General features: G+C 62.4%; 19 protein-coding genes and 4 pseudogenes. 11 read left to right on the forward strand and 12 right to left on the reverse strand.

Annotated features, from left to right (window positions below; translation table 11 throughout):
- Window positions 1–16: 16 nt before the first annotated feature.
- On the reverse strand, window positions 17–1,330 hold the full coding sequence (gene hisD, locus AC3WQZ_RS27700) for a histidinol dehydrogenase (protein WP_010811791.1): 1,314 nt from the start codon (window positions 1,328–1,330) through the stop codon (window positions 17–19).
- Window positions 1,331–1,494: 164 nt separating this feature from the next.
- Between hisD and AC3WQZ_RS27705 the strand changes: the two genes are divergently transcribed.
- Both AC3WQZ_RS27705 and AC3WQZ_RS27710 read left to right on the forward strand, forming a co-directional pair.
- Window positions 1,495–2,559, forward strand: coding sequence for a LacI family DNA-binding transcriptional regulator (locus AC3WQZ_RS27705; protein WP_234788250.1), 1,065 nt, complete (start codon window positions 1,495–1,497; stop codon window positions 2,557–2,559).
- A gap of 191 nt (window positions 2,560–2,750) precedes the next feature.
- The gene (locus AC3WQZ_RS27710) at window positions 2,751–4,793 is read left to right on the forward strand and encodes a 3-hydroxybutyrate oligomer hydrolase family protein (protein WP_143010742.1); all 2,043 of its coding nucleotides are present in this window, start codon (window positions 2,751–2,753) and stop codon (window positions 4,791–4,793) included.
- Window positions 4,794–4,949: 156 nt separating this feature from the next.
- On the opposite strand, the gene AC3WQZ_RS27715 is transcribed toward AC3WQZ_RS27710, so the two are convergent.
- Both AC3WQZ_RS27715 and AC3WQZ_RS27720 read right to left on the reverse strand, forming a co-directional pair.
- Window positions 4,950–5,375, reverse strand: coding sequence for an SRPBCC family protein (locus AC3WQZ_RS27715; protein ID WP_010811788.1), 426 nt, complete (start codon window positions 5,373–5,375; stop codon window positions 4,950–4,952).
- Between the two features lie 32 nt (window positions 5,376–5,407).
- Window positions 5,408–6,427 carry an aldo/keto reductase gene (locus tag AC3WQZ_RS27720; protein ID WP_010811787.1) on the reverse strand — a complete coding sequence of 340 codons (1,020 nt, stop codon included), beginning with the start codon at window positions 6,425–6,427 and terminating at the stop codon, window positions 5,408–5,410.
- Window positions 6,428–6,540: 113 nt separating this feature from the next.
- On the opposite strand from AC3WQZ_RS27720, the gene AC3WQZ_RS27725 reads away from it, so the two are divergent.
- Window positions 6,541–7,467, forward strand: coding sequence for a LysR substrate-binding domain-containing protein (locus tag AC3WQZ_RS27725; RefSeq protein ID WP_011615232.1), 927 nt, complete (start codon window positions 6,541–6,543; stop codon window positions 7,465–7,467).
- Window positions 7,468–7,929: 462 nt separating this feature from the next.
- Window positions 7,930–8,064 (forward strand): hypothetical protein, encoded by a 135-nt coding sequence (locus tag AC3WQZ_RS27730; RefSeq protein WP_255266305.1) that lies wholly within the window; start codon window positions 7,930–7,932, stop codon window positions 8,062–8,064.
- Between the two features lie 39 nt (window positions 8,065–8,103).
- On the opposite strand, the gene ycaC is transcribed toward AC3WQZ_RS27730, so the two are convergent.
- Window positions 8,104–8,730: an isochorismate family cysteine hydrolase YcaC gene (ycaC, locus tag AC3WQZ_RS27735; protein ID WP_010811785.1), complete on the reverse strand. Its 627-nt coding sequence runs from the start codon at window positions 8,728–8,730 to the stop codon at window positions 8,104–8,106.
- Window positions 8,731–9,423: 693 nt separating this feature from the next.
- Between ycaC and AC3WQZ_RS27740 the strand changes: the two genes are divergently transcribed.
- On the forward strand, window positions 9,424–9,867 hold the full coding sequence (locus tag AC3WQZ_RS27740) for an enoyl-CoA hydratase/isomerase family protein (protein ID WP_231881402.1): 444 nt from the start codon (window positions 9,424–9,426) through the stop codon (window positions 9,865–9,867).
- A gap of 262 nt (window positions 9,868–10,129) precedes the next feature.
- Here AC3WQZ_RS27740 and AC3WQZ_RS27745 read toward each other — a convergent pair whose 3' ends face one another.
- Both AC3WQZ_RS27745 and AC3WQZ_RS27750 read right to left on the reverse strand, forming a co-directional pair.
- A complete protein-coding gene (locus AC3WQZ_RS27745; RefSeq protein ID WP_081050336.1) occupies window positions 10,130–10,324 on the reverse strand; it encodes a hypothetical protein in 195 nt (64 codons plus the stop codon).
- Between the two features lie 397 nt (window positions 10,325–10,721).
- Complete coding sequence (locus AC3WQZ_RS27750; RefSeq protein WP_492301641.1) at window positions 10,722–10,979, reverse strand: hypothetical protein; 258 nt, start codon at window positions 10,977–10,979, stop codon at window positions 10,722–10,724.
- Here AC3WQZ_RS27750 and AC3WQZ_RS27755 point away from each other — a divergent pair.
- Together AC3WQZ_RS27755 and AC3WQZ_RS27760 are read left to right on the forward strand one after the other, a co-directional pair.
- Window positions 10,963–11,553: pseudogene (locus AC3WQZ_RS27755) on the forward strand (IS66 family transposase); the annotation flags it as partial. The gene AC3WQZ_RS27750 and the pseudogene AC3WQZ_RS27755 sit on opposite strands and share 17 nt — an antisense overlap.
- Window positions 11,511–11,792: an IS66 family transposase gene (locus AC3WQZ_RS27760; RefSeq protein WP_492301646.1), complete on the forward strand. Its 282-nt coding sequence runs from the start codon at window positions 11,511–11,513 to the stop codon at window positions 11,790–11,792. The pseudogene AC3WQZ_RS27755 and the gene AC3WQZ_RS27760, both read left to right, overlap by 43 nt.
- Window positions 11,793–12,061: 269 nt before the next feature.
- On the opposite strand, the gene AC3WQZ_RS27765 is transcribed toward AC3WQZ_RS27760, so the two are convergent.
- Window positions 12,062–12,286 (reverse strand): TnsB C-terminal domain-containing protein, encoded by a 225-nt coding sequence (locus AC3WQZ_RS27765; RefSeq protein WP_492301642.1) that lies wholly within the window; start codon window positions 12,284–12,286, stop codon window positions 12,062–12,064.
- Between the two features lie 758 nt (window positions 12,287–13,044).
- On the opposite strand from AC3WQZ_RS27765, the pseudogene AC3WQZ_RS27770 reads away from it, so the two are divergent.
- Window positions 13,045–13,359, forward strand: a pseudogene (locus AC3WQZ_RS27770) (transposase); the annotation flags it as partial.
- An 18-nt stretch (window positions 13,360–13,377) separates the two neighbouring features.
- Here the strand turns inward: AC3WQZ_RS27770 and AC3WQZ_RS27775 are convergent.
- Both AC3WQZ_RS27775 and AC3WQZ_RS27780 read right to left on the reverse strand, forming a co-directional pair.
- Window positions 13,378–13,776, reverse strand: a pseudogene (locus AC3WQZ_RS27775) (aldehyde dehydrogenase family protein); the annotation flags it as partial.
- A 40-nt stretch (window positions 13,777–13,816) separates the two neighbouring features.
- Window positions 13,817–14,134: an MFS transporter gene (locus AC3WQZ_RS27780; protein ID WP_492301643.1), complete on the reverse strand. Its 318-nt coding sequence runs from the start codon at window positions 14,132–14,134 to the stop codon at window positions 13,817–13,819.
- Between the two features lie 15 nt (window positions 14,135–14,149).
- On the opposite strand from AC3WQZ_RS27780, the gene AC3WQZ_RS27785 reads away from it, so the two are divergent.
- Together AC3WQZ_RS27785 and AC3WQZ_RS27790 are read left to right on the forward strand one after the other, a co-directional pair.
- Window positions 14,150–14,521, forward strand: coding sequence for a hypothetical protein (locus tag AC3WQZ_RS27785; protein WP_010811779.1), 372 nt, complete (start codon window positions 14,150–14,152; stop codon window positions 14,519–14,521).
- Window positions 14,522–14,762: 241 nt separating this feature from the next.
- Window positions 14,763–15,206: a GNAT family N-acetyltransferase gene (locus AC3WQZ_RS27790; protein WP_011615230.1), complete on the forward strand. Its 444-nt coding sequence runs from the start codon at window positions 14,763–14,765 to the stop codon at window positions 15,204–15,206.
- A gap of 267 nt (window positions 15,207–15,473) precedes the next feature.
- Here AC3WQZ_RS27790 and AC3WQZ_RS27795 read toward each other — a convergent pair whose 3' ends face one another.
- Together AC3WQZ_RS27795 and AC3WQZ_RS27800 are read right to left on the reverse strand one after the other, a co-directional pair.
- Complete coding sequence (locus AC3WQZ_RS27795) at window positions 15,474–16,469, reverse strand: 2-hydroxyacid dehydrogenase (protein WP_010811777.1); 996 nt, start codon at window positions 16,467–16,469, stop codon at window positions 15,474–15,476.
- A gap of 52 nt (window positions 16,470–16,521) precedes the next feature.
- A complete protein-coding gene (locus AC3WQZ_RS27800) occupies window positions 16,522–18,114 on the reverse strand; it encodes an aspartate:alanine exchanger family transporter (protein ID WP_492301647.1) in 1,593 nt (530 codons plus the stop codon).
- 598 nt (window positions 18,115–18,712) lie between these two features.
- Here AC3WQZ_RS27800 and AC3WQZ_RS27805 point away from each other — a divergent pair.
- Complete coding sequence (locus AC3WQZ_RS27805; protein WP_492301645.1) at window positions 18,713–20,254, forward strand: cryptochrome/photolyase family protein; 1,542 nt, start codon at window positions 18,713–18,715, stop codon at window positions 20,252–20,254.
- Between the two features lie 91 nt (window positions 20,255–20,345).
- On the opposite strand, the pseudogene AC3WQZ_RS27810 reads toward AC3WQZ_RS27805, so the two are convergent.
- Window positions 20,346–20,504: pseudogene (locus tag AC3WQZ_RS27810) on the reverse strand (tyrosine-type recombinase/integrase); the annotation flags it as partial.
- Between the last annotated feature and the right edge of the window lie 102 nt (window positions 20,505–20,606).

The following is a 20,606-nucleotide window of genomic DNA, read 5'->3' on the forward strand; positions in this document are numbered from 1 at the left end:
CACTGAGAAGCCTGACTCAGGCGGGAACCGCCGATCCGTACGGAACGTCCTTGTGCCCATAGCGCCGTACGCGGATGTTGGCCTGCTCGCCGTGCGCGGTCATGCCCTCGATGGCGCACAGCCGCGAGCAATACGACCCGATCATGGCGCTGGCTTCATCGGTCAGCACCTTCTGGTAGGTGCAGGTCTTGATGAATTTGCCGACCCACAAGCCGCCCGTGTAGCGGGCCGCCTTTCCGGTGGGGAGCGTGTGGTTCGTGCCGATGACCTTGTCTCCGTAAGCGACGTTCGTGCGCGGACCGAGGAACAGCGCGCCGTAGTGCTTCATGTGCTTCAGGAAGTAGTCCGGGTCGCGCGTCATCACCTGCACGTGCTCGGATGCAATGCGGTCCGCCTCGCTGACCATCTCTTCCAGCGTATCGACGACGATGACCTCGCCATAGTCGCGCCAGGACACGCCGGCGGTGTTGGCCGTCGGCAGAATGTTCAGGATTCTCTCGACCTCGGCCATGGTCTCTTGCGCCAGCTTGAGCGAGTTCGTCAGCAGCACGGCCGGCGTATTGAAGCCATGCTCGGCCTGGCCCAACAGGTCCGTCGCGCACAGTTCGGCATCCACGCTGTCGTCGGCAATGACGAGCGTTTCGGAGGGCCCGGCAATCAGATCGATGCCGATCCGCCCGAAGAGCTGGCGCTTCGCTTCCGCGACAAACGCGTTGCCGGGGCCTACCACCATCGATACCGGATCGATGGTTTGCGTGCCCAATGCCATGGCAGCGATGGCCTGCACCCCGCCGAAGGTGTAGATCTCGTCCGCGCCGCCGAGATGCATGGCCGCGACGACTGCGGGATTCGGCCTGCCTTGAACCGGCGGAGAAGCGGTGATGATGCGGGACACGCCTGCCACCTTGGCCGTCACGACACCCATATGGGCAGAAGCCACCAGGGGAAACTTGCCGCCCGGCACATAGCAGGCCACGCTGTCGACCGGCATGTTCTTGTGGCCGAGGACTACACCGGGGAGCGTTTCCACTTCGATATCGCGCAGCGATTCGCGCTGCGCCTGGGCAAAGTTGCGCACCTGTGCCTGGGCGAACCTGATGTCATCGAGCTGCCCCGGCGACAGGGAACGCACGCAGGCTGCGATCTCGTCTTCGGACAGACGGAAGCTTGCCGGCTGCCAGTCATCGAACTTCGCGGACAGTTCCGCGACCGCTGCGTCGCCACGTTCGGCGACATCCGCGAGAATCGCGGTCACGGTGTCGCGTACTTTCGCTGCGTCCCGCGACGACGCGTTGGCGCTGCGGCCATGCTTGAGGTGCTGGATTGCCATTTGCTGTTCCTGAGGTGGGAAAGGAAACTTGCCCTGTGATGCGGCAAGCGCAGTGAAATGCAATGTACGCGCAGATTTGCATGCAAGGCTGGTGCAAAACCTCAAGAATTTCCCTATCTGGCACCAGCATCCGGCCCAACAGGCATTAGCATTCACGCAAACGAATGCAAATCATGCAGCCAGAAAACATCAAGCGAGGCGACAAGCCGACGAACAAGGTCACGCTGGACGCGGTCGCGCAACGGCTTGGCGTATCCGTTTCGACAGTGTCCCGGGCATTGGCCGGGCACCCTGCCATCAGCATGCAAACGCGTGACGCGGTGATGGCGGTGGCAGCAGACATGGGCTACCGCGTGCCAACGGAGGGGCGGCGCGCCAAGAAGACATCGACGAAGCTGATTGGCGTCGTCGTCGGGGCGCTGCATAACCGCTTCATGACGCTGTTCCTGACGCATCTGCACGATGCCTTGCAGGAGTACGGCTATCAGATCACGTTGATGATCGATTCGATGAACGATGCCCGCAATCTCCTGGCGTTCCGGCCCTTGATCGACGGATACCTGGATGGGCTGATCTTCGCCACCGCGACGCTGGATTCGCCCGTCGTTGCGGAAATGCAGGCCCGAGGCGTGCCGCTGGTTCTCGTCGTGCGGTCCGTGGACAGGGTCAGGACCGACATTGTCGAGATCGACAACATCCACGCCGGCGCGGTCGCCGTCGAGCATCTGTTCCAGCTTGGCCATCGGCGCATCGGCCTGCTCATGGGGCCGCAGAACACCTCGACCAGCCGCGATCGGGCACAAGGCGCACTCAGGTGGCTGGCGGATGCGGGCGTGGATGCGAACCGTATCGCGCTCGTGTGGGGGGATTACACCAGCGAGTCGGGCTACTCCAGCGCGATGGGAATGCTCGATGGGCCGGACCGGGTCACGGCCATTGTTGCCGGCAATGACACGATTGCCCTGGGTGTGCTGGAGGCCGCAAAGCGGCAAGGCATTGAAGTCCCGGGGCAGTTGTCCATCATTGGCTTCGACGACATGCCGCTCGCCGGATCGCCATTGGTGGGGCTGACGTCGATCCAGCAACCCGTCGAGGCCATGGCCCGGACGGCGGCACGCCGCATGATAGAGCGCATTCGCGCGGGAGCGCTGACGCCGCCTGTCCACGATATCCTGCCCATCAAGCTTGTGCGCCGGGAATCCACGGGGCCTGCTGCACGCGGAGGGTAGCCGTACCGTCGCAAACGCGCGGTGCAAACGCGCTTCATGCCACGCCTATAACAAAAAATTATTCTTGTCGCAAAAAAAAGAATTTTTCGCGGCGGGAGCAGCCTCCTAATCTATGCCGGTCCCATACCGCTACAACGATTACTCATTGGGATGCAGCGGCAATCCATCCGCATGGCTCAGGAGACGGAATCTTGAACGCATTGATACATCGTGGCGCCACGCGCGCCAAATTCGGCCTGCTCGCATGCCTGGCCTCTCTGTCGGCAACGGGATCGATGGCGCAGACCATGCCGCCACCGGACACGCATATTGTCCGGCGTACCCATTACGATGGGATACGCGATGACCTGATCACCGGCGGCTACGGCGTCGCCGCCATGCTCTCCGGATCCGCCAGGCCGGCCTACGAGGATCCGCTGCGTCCCTCGGCGGCCGAATTGAGACGCGCCGTATTGCTCAGGCCTGGCAATCCCGCCAATGGCTTCGGCACGCTGTATGGACCCAACGTCGATCCGTCGACGGGGAAACTGTATGAGGATGACGGCAAGCTCGCCGGCGATGAAGTGCTGGCGTTCACTGCCGGTCCATCCGGGCGAAGCACAAGCATCCTGCTTCAGGTTCCGGTCACGTTCAGGCCCGACGCAGCTTGCCTGGTGGTCACCGCCACGCCGGGCAGCCAGAATGTCTGGGCCGACATGCAACGGGCGGGGTACTGGGGACTGAGGCGCGGCTGTGCCGTCGCGTGGACTGACAAGGGCACGGGCGCAGGCATCCAGGATCTCGATAGCGGAACTTCGACGACGCAGGATGGGACCACCGCCACGGCAGCCCCCGACCTGCGTCTTGACGTGCTGACAGGGGCGCCGGAAGCCCGGCAATTCGCCCATGCCAAGCCAAACCGGCTGGCCTTCAAATGGGCGAGTGCCGGGTGGAACCAGGAGGCGGATTGGGGGCGCGCCGTCCTGAATGCCGCCGCGTTCGCGCTTGCCGAGCTCGAATCGCGCACGTGGCCAGGCCAGCAGCGACTATCGCGTGAGCGCATCACGGTGATTGCATCGGGATATTCGAACGGCGGCGGGGCAGTGCTGCGGGCGGCCGAGCAGGACCACCACCATTTGCTCGACGGGGTCGTTTCGCTTGCGCCGCAGATCTATATCCGTGCCGACCCGGACATCGTGATCGACGACCGGGGCAGGCGCTGGGCCGGATCCGCTCGCAGCAGCTATGACTTCCTGTCGTATGCAAACCTGTACAAGGCCTGTGCGGCACTGGCAGTCGCCGACGATCCCCTCGCCTCCGGACTCGCCTTTGCCAGCAATCGCTGCCAGTCCCTCGCCGAGAAAGGATTGCTACGCAGCCAGACCGTGAAAGCCCAGGCGCAAGAGGCGCTACGCAAGCTGCATGACTTCGGCTTCCTGCCGGATGCCGACATCGCCACGGCAGCCTCTGCTATCGGCAACCAGGGCGTGCTGGGCCAGGCCAGCCAGTTCGGCCAGTTCCGGGTCCACGAGCACCTGTGCAAGCTCAGCTTTGCGTCGGTCGACCGTGACGGCGCACCCAGGGCGGCGGACCCGCAATTGCTGGCGCAGCGTTTCGCCCGGCTTTGGGGCGGAACGCCCGATGGATCGCAAGTTGCGCTGATCAATGACGACGATCCGCGCGGGCCTCGCGAAGACGGTCGATCGATCTCCCGCTCGACGGGACGCAACGACTACGATATGGATGCCGCCCTTTGCCTGCGCCGCCTGTTCACCGGCGAAGACCCCGCCGCCATGCGGGTGCGCCGGGGCATCGATGCGATTGCGGCTTCGGCGCGACTGCGCGGCAAGCCTGCCATCATCGTTCATGGCAGAAGCGACGAAATCGAGGGCCCGAATTTCACCAGTCGCCCTTACGCCGCGACCCAATCGCGGAATGAGCCGAGCGCGAGCCGGCTGCGTTATATCGAGGTCGTCGGCGGCATGCACGGAGAGAGCCGTATCTCTTCACCTGGCTTCGATGTGCGCATGGCACCGGTTTCCATTTATCAAGTGCGCGCGCTGGAGGCCATGCTGGCGCATCTCCGTGAAGGGAAGCCGCTGCCGGACAGCCAGGTGATTCATCCCGTTCCCCGCGCCGGCAGGCCCGGGCAAGCCGCACCGACCACGGCAGAGTCGCTCCCTCCTCTGCAGCCTCGCGCCATCGATGCGAATCGGATTTCCATCGATAACGGCCTGATGAAGATACCGTCGTAATGGCACTGCAGGTGGCGCGACGGCGCGCCACCCCACGGATTTACTCGCCGTACTGGAACAGGAGGCGCCCTTCGCCAGGCACGCCAACAGCCGCCTGCGCCGGTGCAAACGCGCCGAACATAAGCGCGAAAGCCAGCGACAAGGCCATCGGCCCTCTCATGATGCCGCCCCGGCCAGCGTTGCCTCCAGGGCCTTGAGGCCATCCCGATAAATGCCCTCGAACAGCCGCGATGCGTCGTCATCGCTCACGCCGGCCGGCGTGAACTGGCCGGACCATTCGACGCGCGATGCCTGGTCCCCGTCGATGCCGACCACGCGCAGCGTGGAGCGGTAGCCGGTGACCGGGAACGGCGCCTGCAGGATCGAGTACGTGTAGCTGCGCGCGCTGTTGTCGAAGGCCTCGAGACGTTCGACGATGGCGTCGCCGTCCGGATTGACGAGGCTGCGCACGCGGCCGCCCTCGCTCAGTTCGCTCTTGGGGATATACGGCAGCCAGTCGGGCAGCGAATCGAAGCCTCCAATCAGTTGCCAGACGCGGTCCGGTGCAACCGGCAGCGTGATCGTTGCAGAAGCTTGTGCCATGGTGGACTCCTTGAATCGAATGTGGTCCCGGATCAGTTGCTGTCGCCAGGCAGCGGCGCATTTGCCGCGACCAGGTGCTGCTCGCGCAGCTCGCGCCAGAAATCGGCTGGAATGACCGCCTTCAGCGCGGCGGTGTCCTCGGCGATGCGCTCGGGCCGGCTTGCACCCGGGATCACGGCGGCGACCGCCGGGTTGGCCAGCACGAACTGCAGCGCGGCGGCCTTGATGCTGACGCCGTGGCGTTGCGCGATCGCCTTGATGCGCTCGACCTTGCTGATGATCTCGGGCGGCGCCTTCTGGTACTCGAAGTGCGAGCCGCCGGCCAGGATGCCCGAGCTGTACGGGCCGCCGACCACGATCTCGGTCTTGCGCTCCGCGGCCTTGGGCATCAGGCGCTGCAGCGCGCGCTCATGGTCGAGCAGCGAATAGCGGCCCGCCAGCAGGAAGCCGTCCGGCTGCGCTTCAGTCAGGTCCAGCGTCAGTTCGATCGGCTCGACGCGGTTCACGCCCAGGCCCCAGGCCTTGATCACGCCCTCTTCGCGCAGCCGGGTCAGCACCTTGAAAGCGCCTTTGCGGGCGGTCTCGAAATAGGCCAGCCACTCGTCGCCGTAGAAGTCCTGGGCGATGTCGTGGACCCACACGATGTCGAGGCGGTCGGCCTTCATCCGCTTGAGGCTGTCCTCGATCGAGCGCAGCGTGGCGTCCGCCGAGTAGTCGTTGACCAGCTTGTTCGGGCGGCCGGCGGCGAACAGGCCACTTTTCTCGCCCAGCGCCCGCGCGCTGGCGTCTTCGACTTCGTCCAGGATCAGGCGGCCGACCTTGGTGCTGAGCACGTATTCGTCACGCGGGTGCCGGGACAGCGCTTCGCCCAGCCGGATTTCGGCCAGGCCCGCGCCGTAGAACGGCGCGGTGTCGTAGTAGCGCACGCCTTGCGCCCAGGCCGCGTCCACGGTGGCCTGCGCCTCCGCTTCCGGGATGTCGCGGAACATATTGCCCAGCGGGGCGGTACCAAAGCCGAGTACGTTACCGGCCAGTTTGTCCTTGATGCTCATGACTGCTCCACAAATTAAGTTGGGGTGAAGGCAGTCTAGGGTTGCCAATTAAGTCTGTCCAAGACAGAATTTGAAAGACTTGATTCCTTAGAGGTCTGAATTCAGGACTGGACATGCTAGATATCCGCCAACTTCACTATTTCGTGGCCGTGGCCGAAGACGAGCACGTCGGACGCGCCGCCGAACGGCTCCATATCTCCCAATCGCCACTTAGCCGGCAGATTGCCCAGCTCGAGGAAAAGCTCGGGCTGGTGTTGTTCGAGCGCTCCCAGCAACGCATCCGGCTCACACGCGACGGCCGCACGTTCCTGGCCGAAACCCGCGCATTCCTCACGCATGCCAACCGGCTCGAATCGCTGGCGCGACGGCTTGGCCGCGGCGACGAAGGCGGGCTGTGCATCGGCTACCTGGAATACGCGATGCACTCGGGCGTGCTGCCGAATGCCTTGCGCGAACTGCGCGACAGCCGGCCTGCGGTGCATATCGCGCTGTACAACCAGCAGTCGGACGTTCAACTGGAGGGGCTGCGCCAGCGCAGCCTCGATATCGCACTCGTCTGCGAGCCGCCGCCACCAGACGATCCAGACCTCGAGGCTGCCCAGGTGCTCAATGATCCGATGCTGCTGGCGCTGCCCGAAGGGCACCCGCTTGCCAAAGCGGAGCAGCTCAGCCCGGATGACCTGGCTGCGCAAAAATGGATCGGCGTGATGCACCAAGAAACCGCGCTGCGGCACGACACGTTCATCGCGGCTTGCGCCAGAGCCGGCTTCACGCCGACGATCACCATGGAGGCGACCGAACCGCTAGCCGCCCTGGGACTCGTGGCCGCGGGACTCGGCGTGACCACGATCCAGCAAAGCCTGCGCCACCAGGCGCCACCGGGCGTGGTGCTGCACGAGCTGTCGTGGTTCAGCTATCGCACGCCCTTGTGGGCGGCCTGGCACAAGGTCAACCTGCGGCCGCTGGTGGAGATCTTCCGCAAGACGTTGCTGCAGACGAGTGGCGTGGTGCCGGAGCTCGCAACGGCGCAGGCGGGCTGACGCACCGTCGCTCCCTGAGTGGCGTGAGCGGGTGCAGACGACCGCCGTTCAATGGCGCAGAAAGCTATTGTGTCGGCTTTCGGTCCTGTCGTTGCCATGAAGCCGCTGGCTGTTCCTTCCCTCGCCAACATTGCTGTTGAAGACCGCTAATTCTATGACTGGCGGCCACTAACTCCGCGACCGTGGCGTGTCGGCAAGGTGTTGGTAGCGTTCGCGACGCCGGACCGCTCCTCGCCCGATCCGACTGATCACAGCATTGAGATTGCCGCTGTGGACGAAGGGATGGTCTCGAGGCGGCGGTCGTGAACCTCGCAGACCGTCGGCCGACGGATTCAGCCATTCTCGTTTCCAGCGGGGCGAGAAGAGGTTCTGATAATCATATAGCCAGCCTCCCTCCGTTCGGGTCGAACGGCTGGCGTAGAGTCGAATTGCGAATACCGACGTGACGCACAGGAGGCCGGCATGAACAAGTTTAGTGGAATCGACCTGCACTCGAACAACAGTGTGGTTGTGGTCAGCGATGAAGCTGACCGGGTTATCTACCAACGCCAACGGTCGCTCGAATCTCGTCGCCTGTCAAAGGCTCGCGTGGCCTGATCGCGTTCTTCTTTGATGGCTGATCGTGGGCGGATTGCGTTATCTTCCGCCCTTCGCGGTCGTATATGCCGTAATCAAGTTCCGATAATCCGGAATATGATTCGAGAACAAGGTTCCCAGCCCTTCGATGTCGTTGCGCCAGTCGCGATGCAGTTCGCAAGCGACGCCGAACCAGGTCATCAGTTGTGCACCGGCTTCGGCCATGCGGTGCCATGCCGATTCGCGCGTCACTTCATTGAATGTCCCTGACGCATCGGTCACGACGAACACATCGTATCCTTCTTCGATCGCAGATAGCGCGGGAAACGCCACGCAGACTTCGGTCACCACTCCGGCGATCAACAACTGCTTCTTGCCCGTTGCCTTGACAGCCTTCACGAAGTCCTCATTGTCCCAGGCATTGATCTGGCCAGGGCGTGGAATGAACGGCGCGTCGGGGAACATCGTCTTCAGTTCCGGCACCAGCGGGCCGTTAGGGCCGTCTTCGAAGCTGGTGGTCAGGATCGTCGGCAGCTTGAAGTATTTCGCCAGATCCGCCAGCGCGAGGACGTTGTTCTTGAACTTGTCCGGCTCAATGTCGCGCACCAGCGACAGCAGGCCGGCCTGATGATCCACCATCAATACCGCCGCCTGGCTTTTGTCCAGACGCTTGTAGGTCTTGCTCATCTTGGGCTCCTCGTAGATGCGCGTCCGGGTACAAGAATTTGCACGGCCCAAACACGCTTGGTCATACCTGCTGCACTGCGGGTACGGCTGGCAATACTTGCAAATTTGTATGTCCCTAATAGCTCTCCGTCAACCTCTGGCGGGCGTTCTGCGCGGCTGGCCGGTCCCGGGCGTGCCATCGCCACGAAATGCGAGGGCTTCTGAAGCACGGCGCAAAGTGTCCGCTAGCACCACTGATTGCATATGCGTTGAGCGGTTTTGTAGCAATACGCATAGTTGATGGCAGCTCCCCCCGGTAGCTCGTCGTCCCCACGAGAACCTTCATGGGGAAGATGCATGCTCACTTCGAGCAACTCAAGGTGGGAATCTTGGAAACTTACGCTCGACCGACCGTCCTTCCCTATATATATCGAAGTGCGGAGGTCCGCCATCGTATTCTGCGATGGCGCCATCACTAATGATTGCTCTACAACGTTTCCTGTCATGCGCTGCGCCGCAGCAAGTGTTGCGGATCGCTATTTCCGCCAATGTCGAGACCTTGACGCTTTACCTCATTCCCTATCGCGGTAGGAATGTTCATTACTGCGCCGGCGGCGACCTGGGCCAGATGGCCCGGCGCGAAGGCTTTTCCGCAGGCACGCCCGAAGACGTGCAGTTGCGATATCGCGATACCGTACAGCGGTGCCGCTGGCCTTGCAGCAAGCCGACATCCCCACCTACTGCGACATCCGTTTCGCCAGCCCGCATGCCACCTTCTGCGTGACGTTCGCCCAATTCGGGATCGTCTCCGGCGATGGCGGCTCATGGGGCCTGCCGAAATTGCTCGGCCTGTCCAAGGCGATGGAGATGACCTTCACCGCCGCGCCAATCGACGCCAGCGAGGCGCTACGGATCGGCCTGGTTTCCGCAGTTGCCGAGGGCGACAACCTGATGCGGGATGCAAATGCACTCGCCCACGCAATCGCCGACATCCTGCCAATGCGATCCGCATGGTCAAGCGCCTGCTGCGCGATGGCCGGGCATATCGATCTGCGCGTGCATATGGACATGGCGGCCGCATTCCAGGCCATTGCCCACGCATCGCCGGAGCACCTGTCGGCAGTCGAAAGGGTGCTACGGCGGTTACGACGCGTTTGAGTCCGGGTCGTCGCCGTCCGGAAAATCGAGCGACTCGTCAGCCCTCTCAAGCCAAGCCGTGTCGAGCGACAGCCGATGTATTCCCGTTCTTGGCGTCCAATCGCCCGCGGCGAAGTTCCCCGAGTGGCTATTGTAGGCGGGCAGTGGCAACCGCTGGAAGTGGTCGGGCGTCAGCCTAATGATCCTGAGCGCGACAATTACTGAAAGGCCATGCACCTGCTGGGACTTGGCGCAAATATCCTGGAGAAGAGGCCCATGACCGCTAAGCCAAGTTGTGAGGTGGATTCTCCGCGCGCACCTGTATGAACAGATGGCGTAGCAGATCAATGGCATGTTGCACCAGTTGCACAACCAGATCGGCAATGCTCATGTCCATACTTATGGCTTGGGTGGTCGCAAAGATTACGACCCCTAGCACAGCAAGCACCGTCAAGCCGAACTTCAGATCGTCATTCACAGTGGCCTTCTCCCGCCTCTTCACCGAATTCAGGTCCATAACCGACAGGGGCGCTACACAATGGCGCACCGTTGAACAATTGGACCCATCTCACTTCCTTGTGAGCGTGGCAGAGGTGGGATGCGCCGTTCTGTGCGGCATCCCTCGCATGTGCAACTGAGCTTGATGGGGCAGGAATCAGGCCGTGCACCCCAAGACCGGTTCTTCCGGGGCCATGGCCTCGCCGCCAGAATCCAGAGCGACAGTGGCGCGGTCCGAAATGACGGAAACCAATTGCTACAGTAGTTCGAGACCCAAGTCGCCCAAGCCGATTTCAGGAACTGGGACGCCCTTTCTTTTCTGGAACAGGATATGCTGCGCCACCAGTCTGAAACGGCAAGCGACCTGCGATCGAGGATCAGATCCAATGCCCTGCACGGCGCAGCACCGACGTGAGAGCCGGATCGAATCGCAACGACAGCGCGTGCATCTGATCGCCGATTTTCTTCGCCTGCGCGACGCCGTACGCCGACAGCTCTATGTCCATCCAGCATGGTGAAGCGTAAGCGTCAGCGGAAACCATCTGGTGAGGCAGGAGCAGCGATGAGAAGGGTAGCGGCTTCACGGTATAAGGAGTGAAGCGATGGCCGAACATCGAGATGGCAGTAGCGGACACGAAGGACGGCGAGTCCACCATCGTGACCGCTGCCGCGCAGCCCTCGCCGCTGCCCAAGAGCAACGCCAGCGCAGGGGTGCTGGCCAGCATCCAGGTCGACACCTTCGTGGTCCACCTGCCGATCAATCGGCAGGAGACGCGCTATGCGCGCCTGGGCGTGCACCTGCCAAGGGCCACTCTGTGCGAATGGAAGCTGGCTTCTGCCGAGCTGCTGGCAAAGCTGCTGCCGCCTTTGCGCAACCACGTCCAGCAGGCGCCGCGCCTGCATCTGGACGACACCACGCTGCCACTACTCGAGCGCAGGCGCGCCACCACGCGGCAGGCCCATCTATGGGGTTACCTCGTGGCCGGGCTGCGGCAGGAGAACGGATTATGGGTCGACCACCAGCCAGCGGTGCTGTTCGAGTTCGCGGAATCCCGCGCCGGCGCCCATCCCCTGAACTTCCTGCGCGACTATCATGGCTACCTGCAGGCGGCTGCCTGCAGCGGCCACGATGCGCTTTGCCGTACCGGCCGGATCATCGAGGGCGGATGCTGGGCGCATTGCCGCCGACGCTTCTTCGAGATCGCCAACGCCCAGAAGACGCCAGGGCTGGCCGCGCGGGGGCATTGGCGTGGATCGCCAAGCTGTATGCCATCGAAGCCGGCATCAAGTACAGGTCACCGGAGCACAAGCTGGCGGTGCGCCAGGCCGAGGCCGTGCCGCTGCTGTCGCAGTTCCATCAGTGGCTGCAGGGTAACGCCCATGGCCTGCTGGCCAGGCATCGTTGCGCAATGGCACGCGCAAGGGCCAGGGCTGACGTACTCGGCTGAGAGCGGCTGAACGGTCGCTGCCGCCCTCGCCCCGGCCAGCGCCGATATCCGCAGGCGGCGCCTGCTCGGCGAGCCAGATGGCGGCGCGAGGTTTTGGATTTTCCGGGAAGGCGGCGGCACGTTTGTCGCGCGCCTGTGCAAAGGGCGGATTCAGGCAGTGAGCGAAACGCCCCGGGCAGCAATTATGGAATTACGGTCCGCCCTGCTTCGCTATCGCCCGGTTTGAAGTGGTCTGAGCCCATGCGGCATGGCCGTGAGCAGCGACAACATTAGGTGCAAGCGGTGACTACTTTACGTATGTGAGCGGGATGGGACAAAAGTGCGCCGAACGTCACCATGGCGTTGGGGCGGTCCATCCCGACATATACGCCGACGACGCATCTTGTCGAAACGTCGAGGGCTATGCTTAGCCATGGCCGGCCAATTGGGCGTCGGCTCGCATCATCAACCAGGATCAGATCGGCCAGCGTGTGATCAATCTGCACAATATCCATCGGACAGCGCGCCACAAGATGACCTGGTGGAATCTCAGAGCCCGGCTGCGTTGCGAGCCGAAGGGCGTCCTCTTTCCGATGGGCGGCCCATCGTCGCGAAATGGTAGATCTGCTTGGCGGACTAACACTTGCCCCTGCGCATCGCTTCCGAATTTCGACGTCGAGCTCGAAGAGCGGATGAGCGAGATGAGGCTGTCGCGGCAGCCAATCGGTCAGGACCTCATTCACGATTTCCTCGATGGTCGCTGGTAGACGCGGCTTTCACACTTTTGGGCCTCGGTCATAAGGTATCAATGCGCTCGCCACAGGATCCGCGAGAAAGCGCCGGCGCAAGTGATAAACCGTGGCCCAATGGATTCCAAGCAATTTGCCAGCAGTCTCAGCTTGCTTAAGCGTGAGGGGAGCCGTCCCAAGCGGACGCAACACCCTCGCAATCGCCAGCTCGCGCTTCGTTGCAATCCTCATCGCCATGCTCAAGGCCGTGGTCTTACATACGCGGACAGATTTCCTTTATCGTCGCTGCCGTCTGTAGCTTTGCGAGCGGCGTCTGCACGATTGGTTGCCAGACCGGCCTGATCGTTGTGTCTGGCTCCGCTTTTGGTGTGCTTGTTGGTATCCGTGCTTCTCGCCTGGTGGTCCTACCGACAGTACCAAGGGCTGGGTCTTCCTGAAAGCGAAAGTGCGTCACATCACTAGGGCAACCGACGGATCCGTCAGAAATTTTGTGTTTAGGCATAACATGTCACCAAGGAGCATGTATGCCACTAAAAACCACGACCAGTCAGGCTGCCAACCGTGAACCGCCGCCCCATTCCCGAGGACCTGATTGCCCATTTCGTAAATGGGTCCGATGCCTGCCGAGGCGGTTCAAGACGCCTCGATGGCATTCAAAAAGGCCCTGATTGAGCGCGCCCTGGGCGGAGTAGACTGTCCTGACCGAGGACGGTCCACTGCGGGTCGATATTCCACGCCACCGTGTCAAGATGCGTGAGGACGGCGTGGTACGTAACAAGGCCGTCAACCTGGCCTTGGGCGTGCTGCCGGATGGCACGCGCGACATCCTGGGCCTGTGGGATATTCATGCGGCCAGGCATCGCCGATGCGTACAGCGCGCCTTCGGGTCGCATCGGCATTGCCGCCGCCATGAGCAGCTGCTCGTAGGTAGCGTGCAGCTCCCATTCTGCCTTCGCCGCCGTCGAGCCACACTCGCGGACGTTCCATCCGTTGATCTCGTCGGCCCGCGCCTTCAATAGGCGCGCGGCTTCGCGGAGGATTTCAGCGCGTTTATCGAAGCTTGTGGACGCCCATCCTGGCTGCGCACGCTGCGCGGCATTAGCTGCCCGGTCGATATCATCCGCAAGGCCGATTCCGATCGTCGCCAGGATCTTCCCCGTCGACGGCTCGACGACGTCCGCAACGCTGCCAGTGCCAGGCACCCAACCGTTCGAGAAGATCCGCCCTTCCCATGCGCATGAATTGCTATTGGTCATTAATGTCTCCGCAAATACTGTAGGAATATCGCCAGCGTCATCAATCGGCAGAGCCGGCCAGAACCCGCGCGACGCCTGACTCCCTCTTGCCGTGATCCGAGATTAGGAAGACCGCGATCGCGGCCACCACGCCGGGGATGGCAAACACCATGAAGTTGAACGTGTTAGGAAACTGCTGGCTCAGGAGGTAGCCACCCAGTGCGGGCCCTGACACTGCGCCGAGCCGCCCGGCTGCTGCGGCCCAACCGACTCCGGTCGACCGTACGTGCGCGGGATATAACTGGGCTGCGAAGGCATGTACGATTGGGGTTGCCCAGCCCCCGATTTCGGAATATATTTTTCTCCACAAAGACCCCATCGGGGAGACTCCCCTATGAGCGTATACGTCGCACGTGATCGAGCAAGCGCGCTTGAGCACATCAGTTCGCGCGTAGATAGTACTGTCGATCTAGACTATGAAACCGCGTGGGAAGACGCGCTCGAACTCGGACGACTTGGGCAACAGCGCGGCATCGTCGTACAGTTCCGAACCATCGAACATGTCTGTGTGGAGTCTGCAGATGCGCTAGCCAGAGGGCTCCGCGGAGAAAAACTCACATTCCGACAGCGACACCTCTACTGCCGGTTCGACATGACGGCATTATCCGAGGACTGTCTGTGCGAACTCGAGGCACTCGCTATCAAGCACGGCGACTACATCCTGCCTGGTCACTTGCTGCAAGAAGCCACGCTCATCTGGAACTAGCCAGTTCATGCTGTCCCAACAGCGATACGTTGGGCGGCATCTCGCATGTCGGGCCACCGGCTGACGCAGGCAAGGGACTTCGCGCTCGCATGCCATCGCAAAAGAACTCCGCTGAAGAGCAAGAATGTTGTCTTCCCGGCATGCCGGCCAGACTGCTTCCGGGAGATAGCAAATCTACTTAAGAAGAATCCCTACGGGCGGAAGCATCCCGGCAAAAGTAGGATGACGGGACGAACTTTGCATGAAGGAATATGTCATGCGTCCCCGCTATGCGACTGAGAAGGATTGGCCTGAGGTTGAGGCCCTCCTGCGTGCTTCCTCACTTTGCGTCGAGGGGGTACGCGAACATATCACCCATTTCATCATGGTCCGCGACAATGCCGGGCTCCTCGGATGTGCCGGCGTAGAGCGCTATGGGGAAACAGGACTTCTTCGAGGACTGGCTGTTGCGCAGCGCGCAAGGTCTGCAGGTCTCGGCGAGCTTCTGCTTTCCGCAATCGTGGCAGACGTCCGGCTGCAAGGGGTCGCATCAATAGTGTTGCAGACCAAGACCGCATCCGGCTATTTCGCGCGCCTCGGCTTCGCGCCAATCAACCTTTCTGACCTGCCGCCTGCCGTAATGCGCTCGCAGGAACTCAACCGTCCCCCAGCCGATGTCGGGACGCTGATGCAAATTGCCTTGTAGTAGCTCGCTCGCAAGTTCATTCGCCGGAGCGGGCAGCCAGGCGCATTGCGGAGCCACGGAGGACGGCTCGCAACGTTGAAGTCGATGCAAGAATTTCCACCACGCCAGGGTCATCGCGGCTTTGGCTTCCTTGACCTTGCTGCCCTATTCCCTTCGAGCCGCTTGAATTTCCCGAAGTCTTCTTCATGCGCCCTGCTCCCGACCGTGGGCTTTTCGGGGAGCGGTTTAAGCCATTAGCGCGGCACGATTTGAGGCCAACAGCCGTGTTCAACCGGCACCGACTTCGTTCGTGAGTGGCTTGCCGCTTTCGAACTCCGTCACGCTGCGCAAGGTTGTTTCGCAAATGGTCGTCACGGCCTCGCGCGTGAGGAAGGCTTGGTGCCCGGTCACGATCACGTTAGGAAACGTGATTAGCTGCTGCAGCACGGAGTCGTCGACGATGATGCCGGACAGGTCGCGGAAGAACAGGCCCGCCTCCTGCTCGTACACGTCGATCGCCAGCCCGCCGAGTTGCCCGCTCCGGAGCGCTTCGATGACTGCTTCCGTGTCGATCAGCCCGCCGCGGCTAGTGTTGATGAGCAAGGCCCCCGGCTTGGCGCGCGACAGCGTTTCGGCATTGATGATGTGATGGGTCTCGGGCGTGAGCGGGCAATGCAGCGAGATGCAGTCCGCGCTTGCGCCGATTTCTCCCTCGTCCGCGTAGCGTCCACCAAGGGCCTCGAATTCCGGGGACGGGTACTTGTCGTAGCCGATCACGTTGCAACCGAACCCGACCATGATTTTCGCAAACACGCGCCCGATCTTGCCGGTGCCGATCACGGCCACGGTCTTGCCGCACAGGTCAAAGCCCATCAGGCCTTCGAGCGAGAAATTGAAGTCCCGCGTGCGATTGTAGGCCCGGTGGATCTTGCGGTTGACCGCCATCAGCAGGGCCGCCGCGTGCTCGGCGACCGCGTTGGGCGAGTAGTCGACAACGCGCACCACCTTGATCCCGAGCGCCTGCGCGGCTTTCAGGTCGACGTTGTTGAACCCCGTGCAGCGCAGCGCGACCAGCTTGGTGCCGCCGCGTCCGAGCGCTTCCAGCACGGTCGCATCGGCCCGGTCATTGACGAAGATGCACACTGCGCCGTGGCCCGCGGCGAGGCCCACCGTCTCATTGTCCAAGGGAACTTCGAAGTACTTGAGCTGATGGCCTTCGGCCGCATTCGCGGCATCGAGATGTTGACGATCATAGGACTTTGCGCTGAAGACGGCGATTTCCATGATGTGTCTCCGCGGCGAATCGCATGGCGCGCTTCGCCCAGGTTGCCCTGCACTATCCGCCAGCCAGTGTGGCGGCGACCTGTACGAACAGGATTTTCACGATGGTCATTGACGGGAAGATCATCGAGTAGCCGAGGTCGGGCCGGTCGGTGGGCGCGACGCGGTTGGCAAAGGCAAGGATGGCGGGATTGCCGGTGGCGCCGCAGATCACGCCCACCGCCAGGTCGAACGGCAGCCTGAAGACCCAGAGGCAGAAAATCGCAGTAATCAGCAGCAGGGCAAGCAGGATCACCACGCCATAGATCAGGAAGGACACCCCGGTTACGCCGATGGTGGCGAAGAACTTCGGCCCGGATGCAATGCCCACCTGTGCCAGGAAGATGGTCAGCCCGAAGTTGCGCAGGACCAGGTTGGCCGACAGCGGCATGGTCCAGACGAACGGTCCGAGACGGCGCACCCGGCCGAGCATGAGGGCGACCAGCAGCAGCGCCGCTAGCCCCAGCGCCAGCGTGCCGACGCCGGGAATCGGCACCGGGATCAGCCCCACCAGCAGCCCGAGGGCCGCGCCGATGCCGATCGAGATAAAGCTCAGCTCGGCGGTGCCCTTGATGGAGTCGCCGAACAGCGCGCGAATCGGCTTCATGTGGGCGCGATTGACCAGCAGGCCGACGCGGTCACCGAACTCGAGGGTGAGGTCATCGCGGGGCATCAGGTCCGCATCACCGCGCCGCACATGGGCGATCGAGCAGACCATGCCTTCGGGAAAGCGGATATCGCGCAGCGTGTGCCCGACCACGAGCCGGCTTGAGGCGAACACGCGCATATAGTCCAGATCTTCGCGATGGCTTGTCATGCGGCCCGGCTGCAGTTCCCCGCACAGCGAGGTGGCTTCACGCAGCACGGCCGGGTCAGTGGCGGTCGCGAGCAGCACGTCGTTGGCCTGCAGGACCAGGTCGTCGGCGGAGGGGTGGTTGTGGTGGGCGCGACGCACGGCGGCAATCGCCACCCCGTCCGGTAGGCGCGCTACCACCTCCGACAGCCGCGCGCCGATAAACGCCGGGTTCGTCAGCGCAATCTCGGCGGTCTCGATCAGCTTTGGCGGCGGCCGCACGATATTCGGCTTGAGCAGCGCGGTGAGGGCATACAGAAACAGGATCGGCCCTGCCACGCCGACTGGGTATGCGACGCTGTAGCCCACCGCGGCGCCGTCGCTCTTCATCGCCGCCATCGCGGCCTGCAGGCTTGCCGTGCTGGTGCCCGCGCCGGAGAACATGCCTAGCGACTCGTCTAGCTTCACGCCGACCAGCGGCACCAACGCAACCGCGAGCAGTCCGGAGCCAACCACGCCAAGGACCGCAGCGGCGTTGGCCTTGATGCCATCGGGGCTGGTCAGACCCTTAAAGAACTGCTCCCCGTACTGGATCCCAATGCCATAGAGAAAGAGCAGCAGCCCTAGGGTGCCAAGGATGGCAGGCGGCGCGGATTTCGGCGCGAACCCGCCGATCGCCAGCCCCACGAACAGCACCGCGCCCGAACCGAGCGACACGCCCTTGATATTGATCTCGCCGAAGACATAGCCCAGTGCAACCGTGAGGAACAGCGTGAGCAGCGGCTGGGTTTCGAGCAATGTCCGGACTGCATCCATGGCAGCTCCTTTCTGATGGGCAGGAGCAAGGGGGGGCAGCGATAAGCAACTGCGCAGGGTCACGCGCGCACTGCGCGGACGGGGTTGACAACCGTTGTTCCGGGCATGCGTTATCGAGTGCGGCTTGCATGAACCCGATCATCGTGACAGGCACCGGCCGGCACGGCGGCAACCACCGGAATGCCCCTCGAAAATATACGATGCGCCGCACAAGTTCAAGAATTGAAGCGGCGCGCGGTCAAACAGGCGGTTGGCACCTCCAGATACAAATCTTCTGCCAAACCCTATCTCCACCTTACGGTAGCGCCGGCCTCACTTTCCCCCACATGATCATCGCGTCGGCGAGATCTTCGCAGCGCATCCAAAGCCGCCGGAAATCCACCAATCTGCTGGCATCCGGTATGTCGGGTGGGAACGGGCACGAATCCGTGCGGAATATGCAGGCTATCGCCGGTCAATTCGACGTACGGCTCAGCTTCCAGGATCCATCAGAAGGCAGCCCGGTTTCTGGGGTCACGCTGATCCTGCCAAGCCGCGGTGCAGGCAATACCCGCAAATGGGGCTGTGCGACAACGCTGCATGGGACTAAATTACGGCAATGCCGAAACCCCTTTCCCCTGCTTCTGAAACAGCCGGCACCGGACGCCTGCCATACCGAATCGACCTGGAGTTCGCGCGTGGCCTGGTCTGGTTCCGGCGCGACCTGCGCGCCGACGACCATGCAGCGCTGCACTATGCCCTCAAGCACTGCCGCCAAGTGTGGTGCGTGTTTGTCTTCGATCGCGAAATCCTTGACCCGCTGATTGCACGCGGACGCAAGGTCGATCGACGTGCAGAGTTCATCCTGAGGTCGTTAGAGCCGTTACGCAGGACGCTGACCGATGCGGGCGGCGGCCTGATCGTGCTTGACGATATCGCGCGCGATGCCATTCCCAGGCTGGCGGCCGAACTCGATGCCGATGCCGTCTTCACGAACCACGACTACGAACCTGCCGCGAAGCGGCGTGACACGGCCGTGCGTCAGGCACTGGCTTCCGACTCCCGAGTGCTGTTCACATTCAAGGACCAGGTTATCTTCGAGGCTGACGAGCTCTTGACCGGCCAAGGCCAGCCCTTCAGCGTCTTCGCGCCGTACAAGAATGCGTGGTTACGCGCAGTGCAGCCGTTCGACCTTCGACCGTATCCAGTCGACCAGTATCTGGGCGCGCTGGCACCGGTGCCCCGTCAGTATCAAAAGGCTTCGCCGATGCTGCACGATCTCGGCTTCGCTGCCAGCAATCTTGCCGAGATTGCAATGCCCACGGGCAGTGATGGCGCCCGTGCACTGTTCGATGAATTCATCGACCGCATCGGCGATTATGGCTACCGGCGAGATTTCCCCTCGCTGCGCGGCCCGAGCTACCTATCGGTACACCTGCGCTTCGGCACGATCTCCATCCGCACGCTGGCGCGAGCCGCGCTTGACGCCGTACTGCGCGGCGGCAGCGAAAGCGCCGGCGCGGCCGTCTGGCTATCCGAACTGATCTGGCGCGACTTCTATTTCATGATCCTCCACCACCATCCCCGCGTGGCCGACGGCAAGTCTTTCCGCCCCGAATACGATGCGCTGCAGTGGGTCGACTCTGTCACGGGTGACAAATACTTTCAGGCATGGTGCGACGCGCAGACCGGCTATCCGCTGGTCGATGCCGCGATGCTGCAGATCCGCCAGAGCGGCTACATGCATAATCGTCTACGGATGGTGACTGCGAGCTTTCTCGTCAAGGATCTCGGCGTCGACTGGCGACGCGGCGAGCAATATTTCGCCGACCAGCTCAATGATTTCGATTTCTCGGCCAACAACGGCGGGTGGCAGTGGGCTGCGTCAACGGGCTGCGATGCACAGCCGTACTTCCGTATCTTCAATCCGGTCAAGCAATCGGAGAAATTTGATCCACAGGGGCGATTTATTCGCAAGTACTTGCCGGTGCTGGCACAGATGCCGGACCAGTACATCCATGCGCCATGGACGGCGCCTGTGAATGTACTGGCTACAGCGGGGGTGAAGCTTGGAGAGAACTATCCACCCCCGATCGTGCAGCACGAAGTTGCGCGGAAACAGACCCTTGAAAGGTATGCGGCGATAAGGAAATCGATATAGCCGTTGCAGATCGCGATTCCGGCTAATGGCGTTCGACCGGCTCGAGCGCCCTCCACTCCCCGCCTGCTCTCCGGGCCATCGCACTAAGCCACTAGGGCGCGGAAAACGCCGCGCCGATTTGCCGTGCCCGTTTCATCTCGTCGCCGTGCAGGTAGATCGAGGTGGTCGAGATCGAGGCGTGACGCAGGTTGTCCCTCACTGTCGTCAATTCCGCGCCGCGCGCCAGTGCATGAGTCGCATGAGTGTGCCGCTTATCTTCCCGGCGATATAAGCGCCACTATATACCCTACCGGATTATGTCGGGTAACACGATTGAGCTCCGACGATCGACCAAAGATTGCGGTCATAAAGC

This window comes from Cupriavidus sp. FW305-26 (assembly GCF_058787975.1).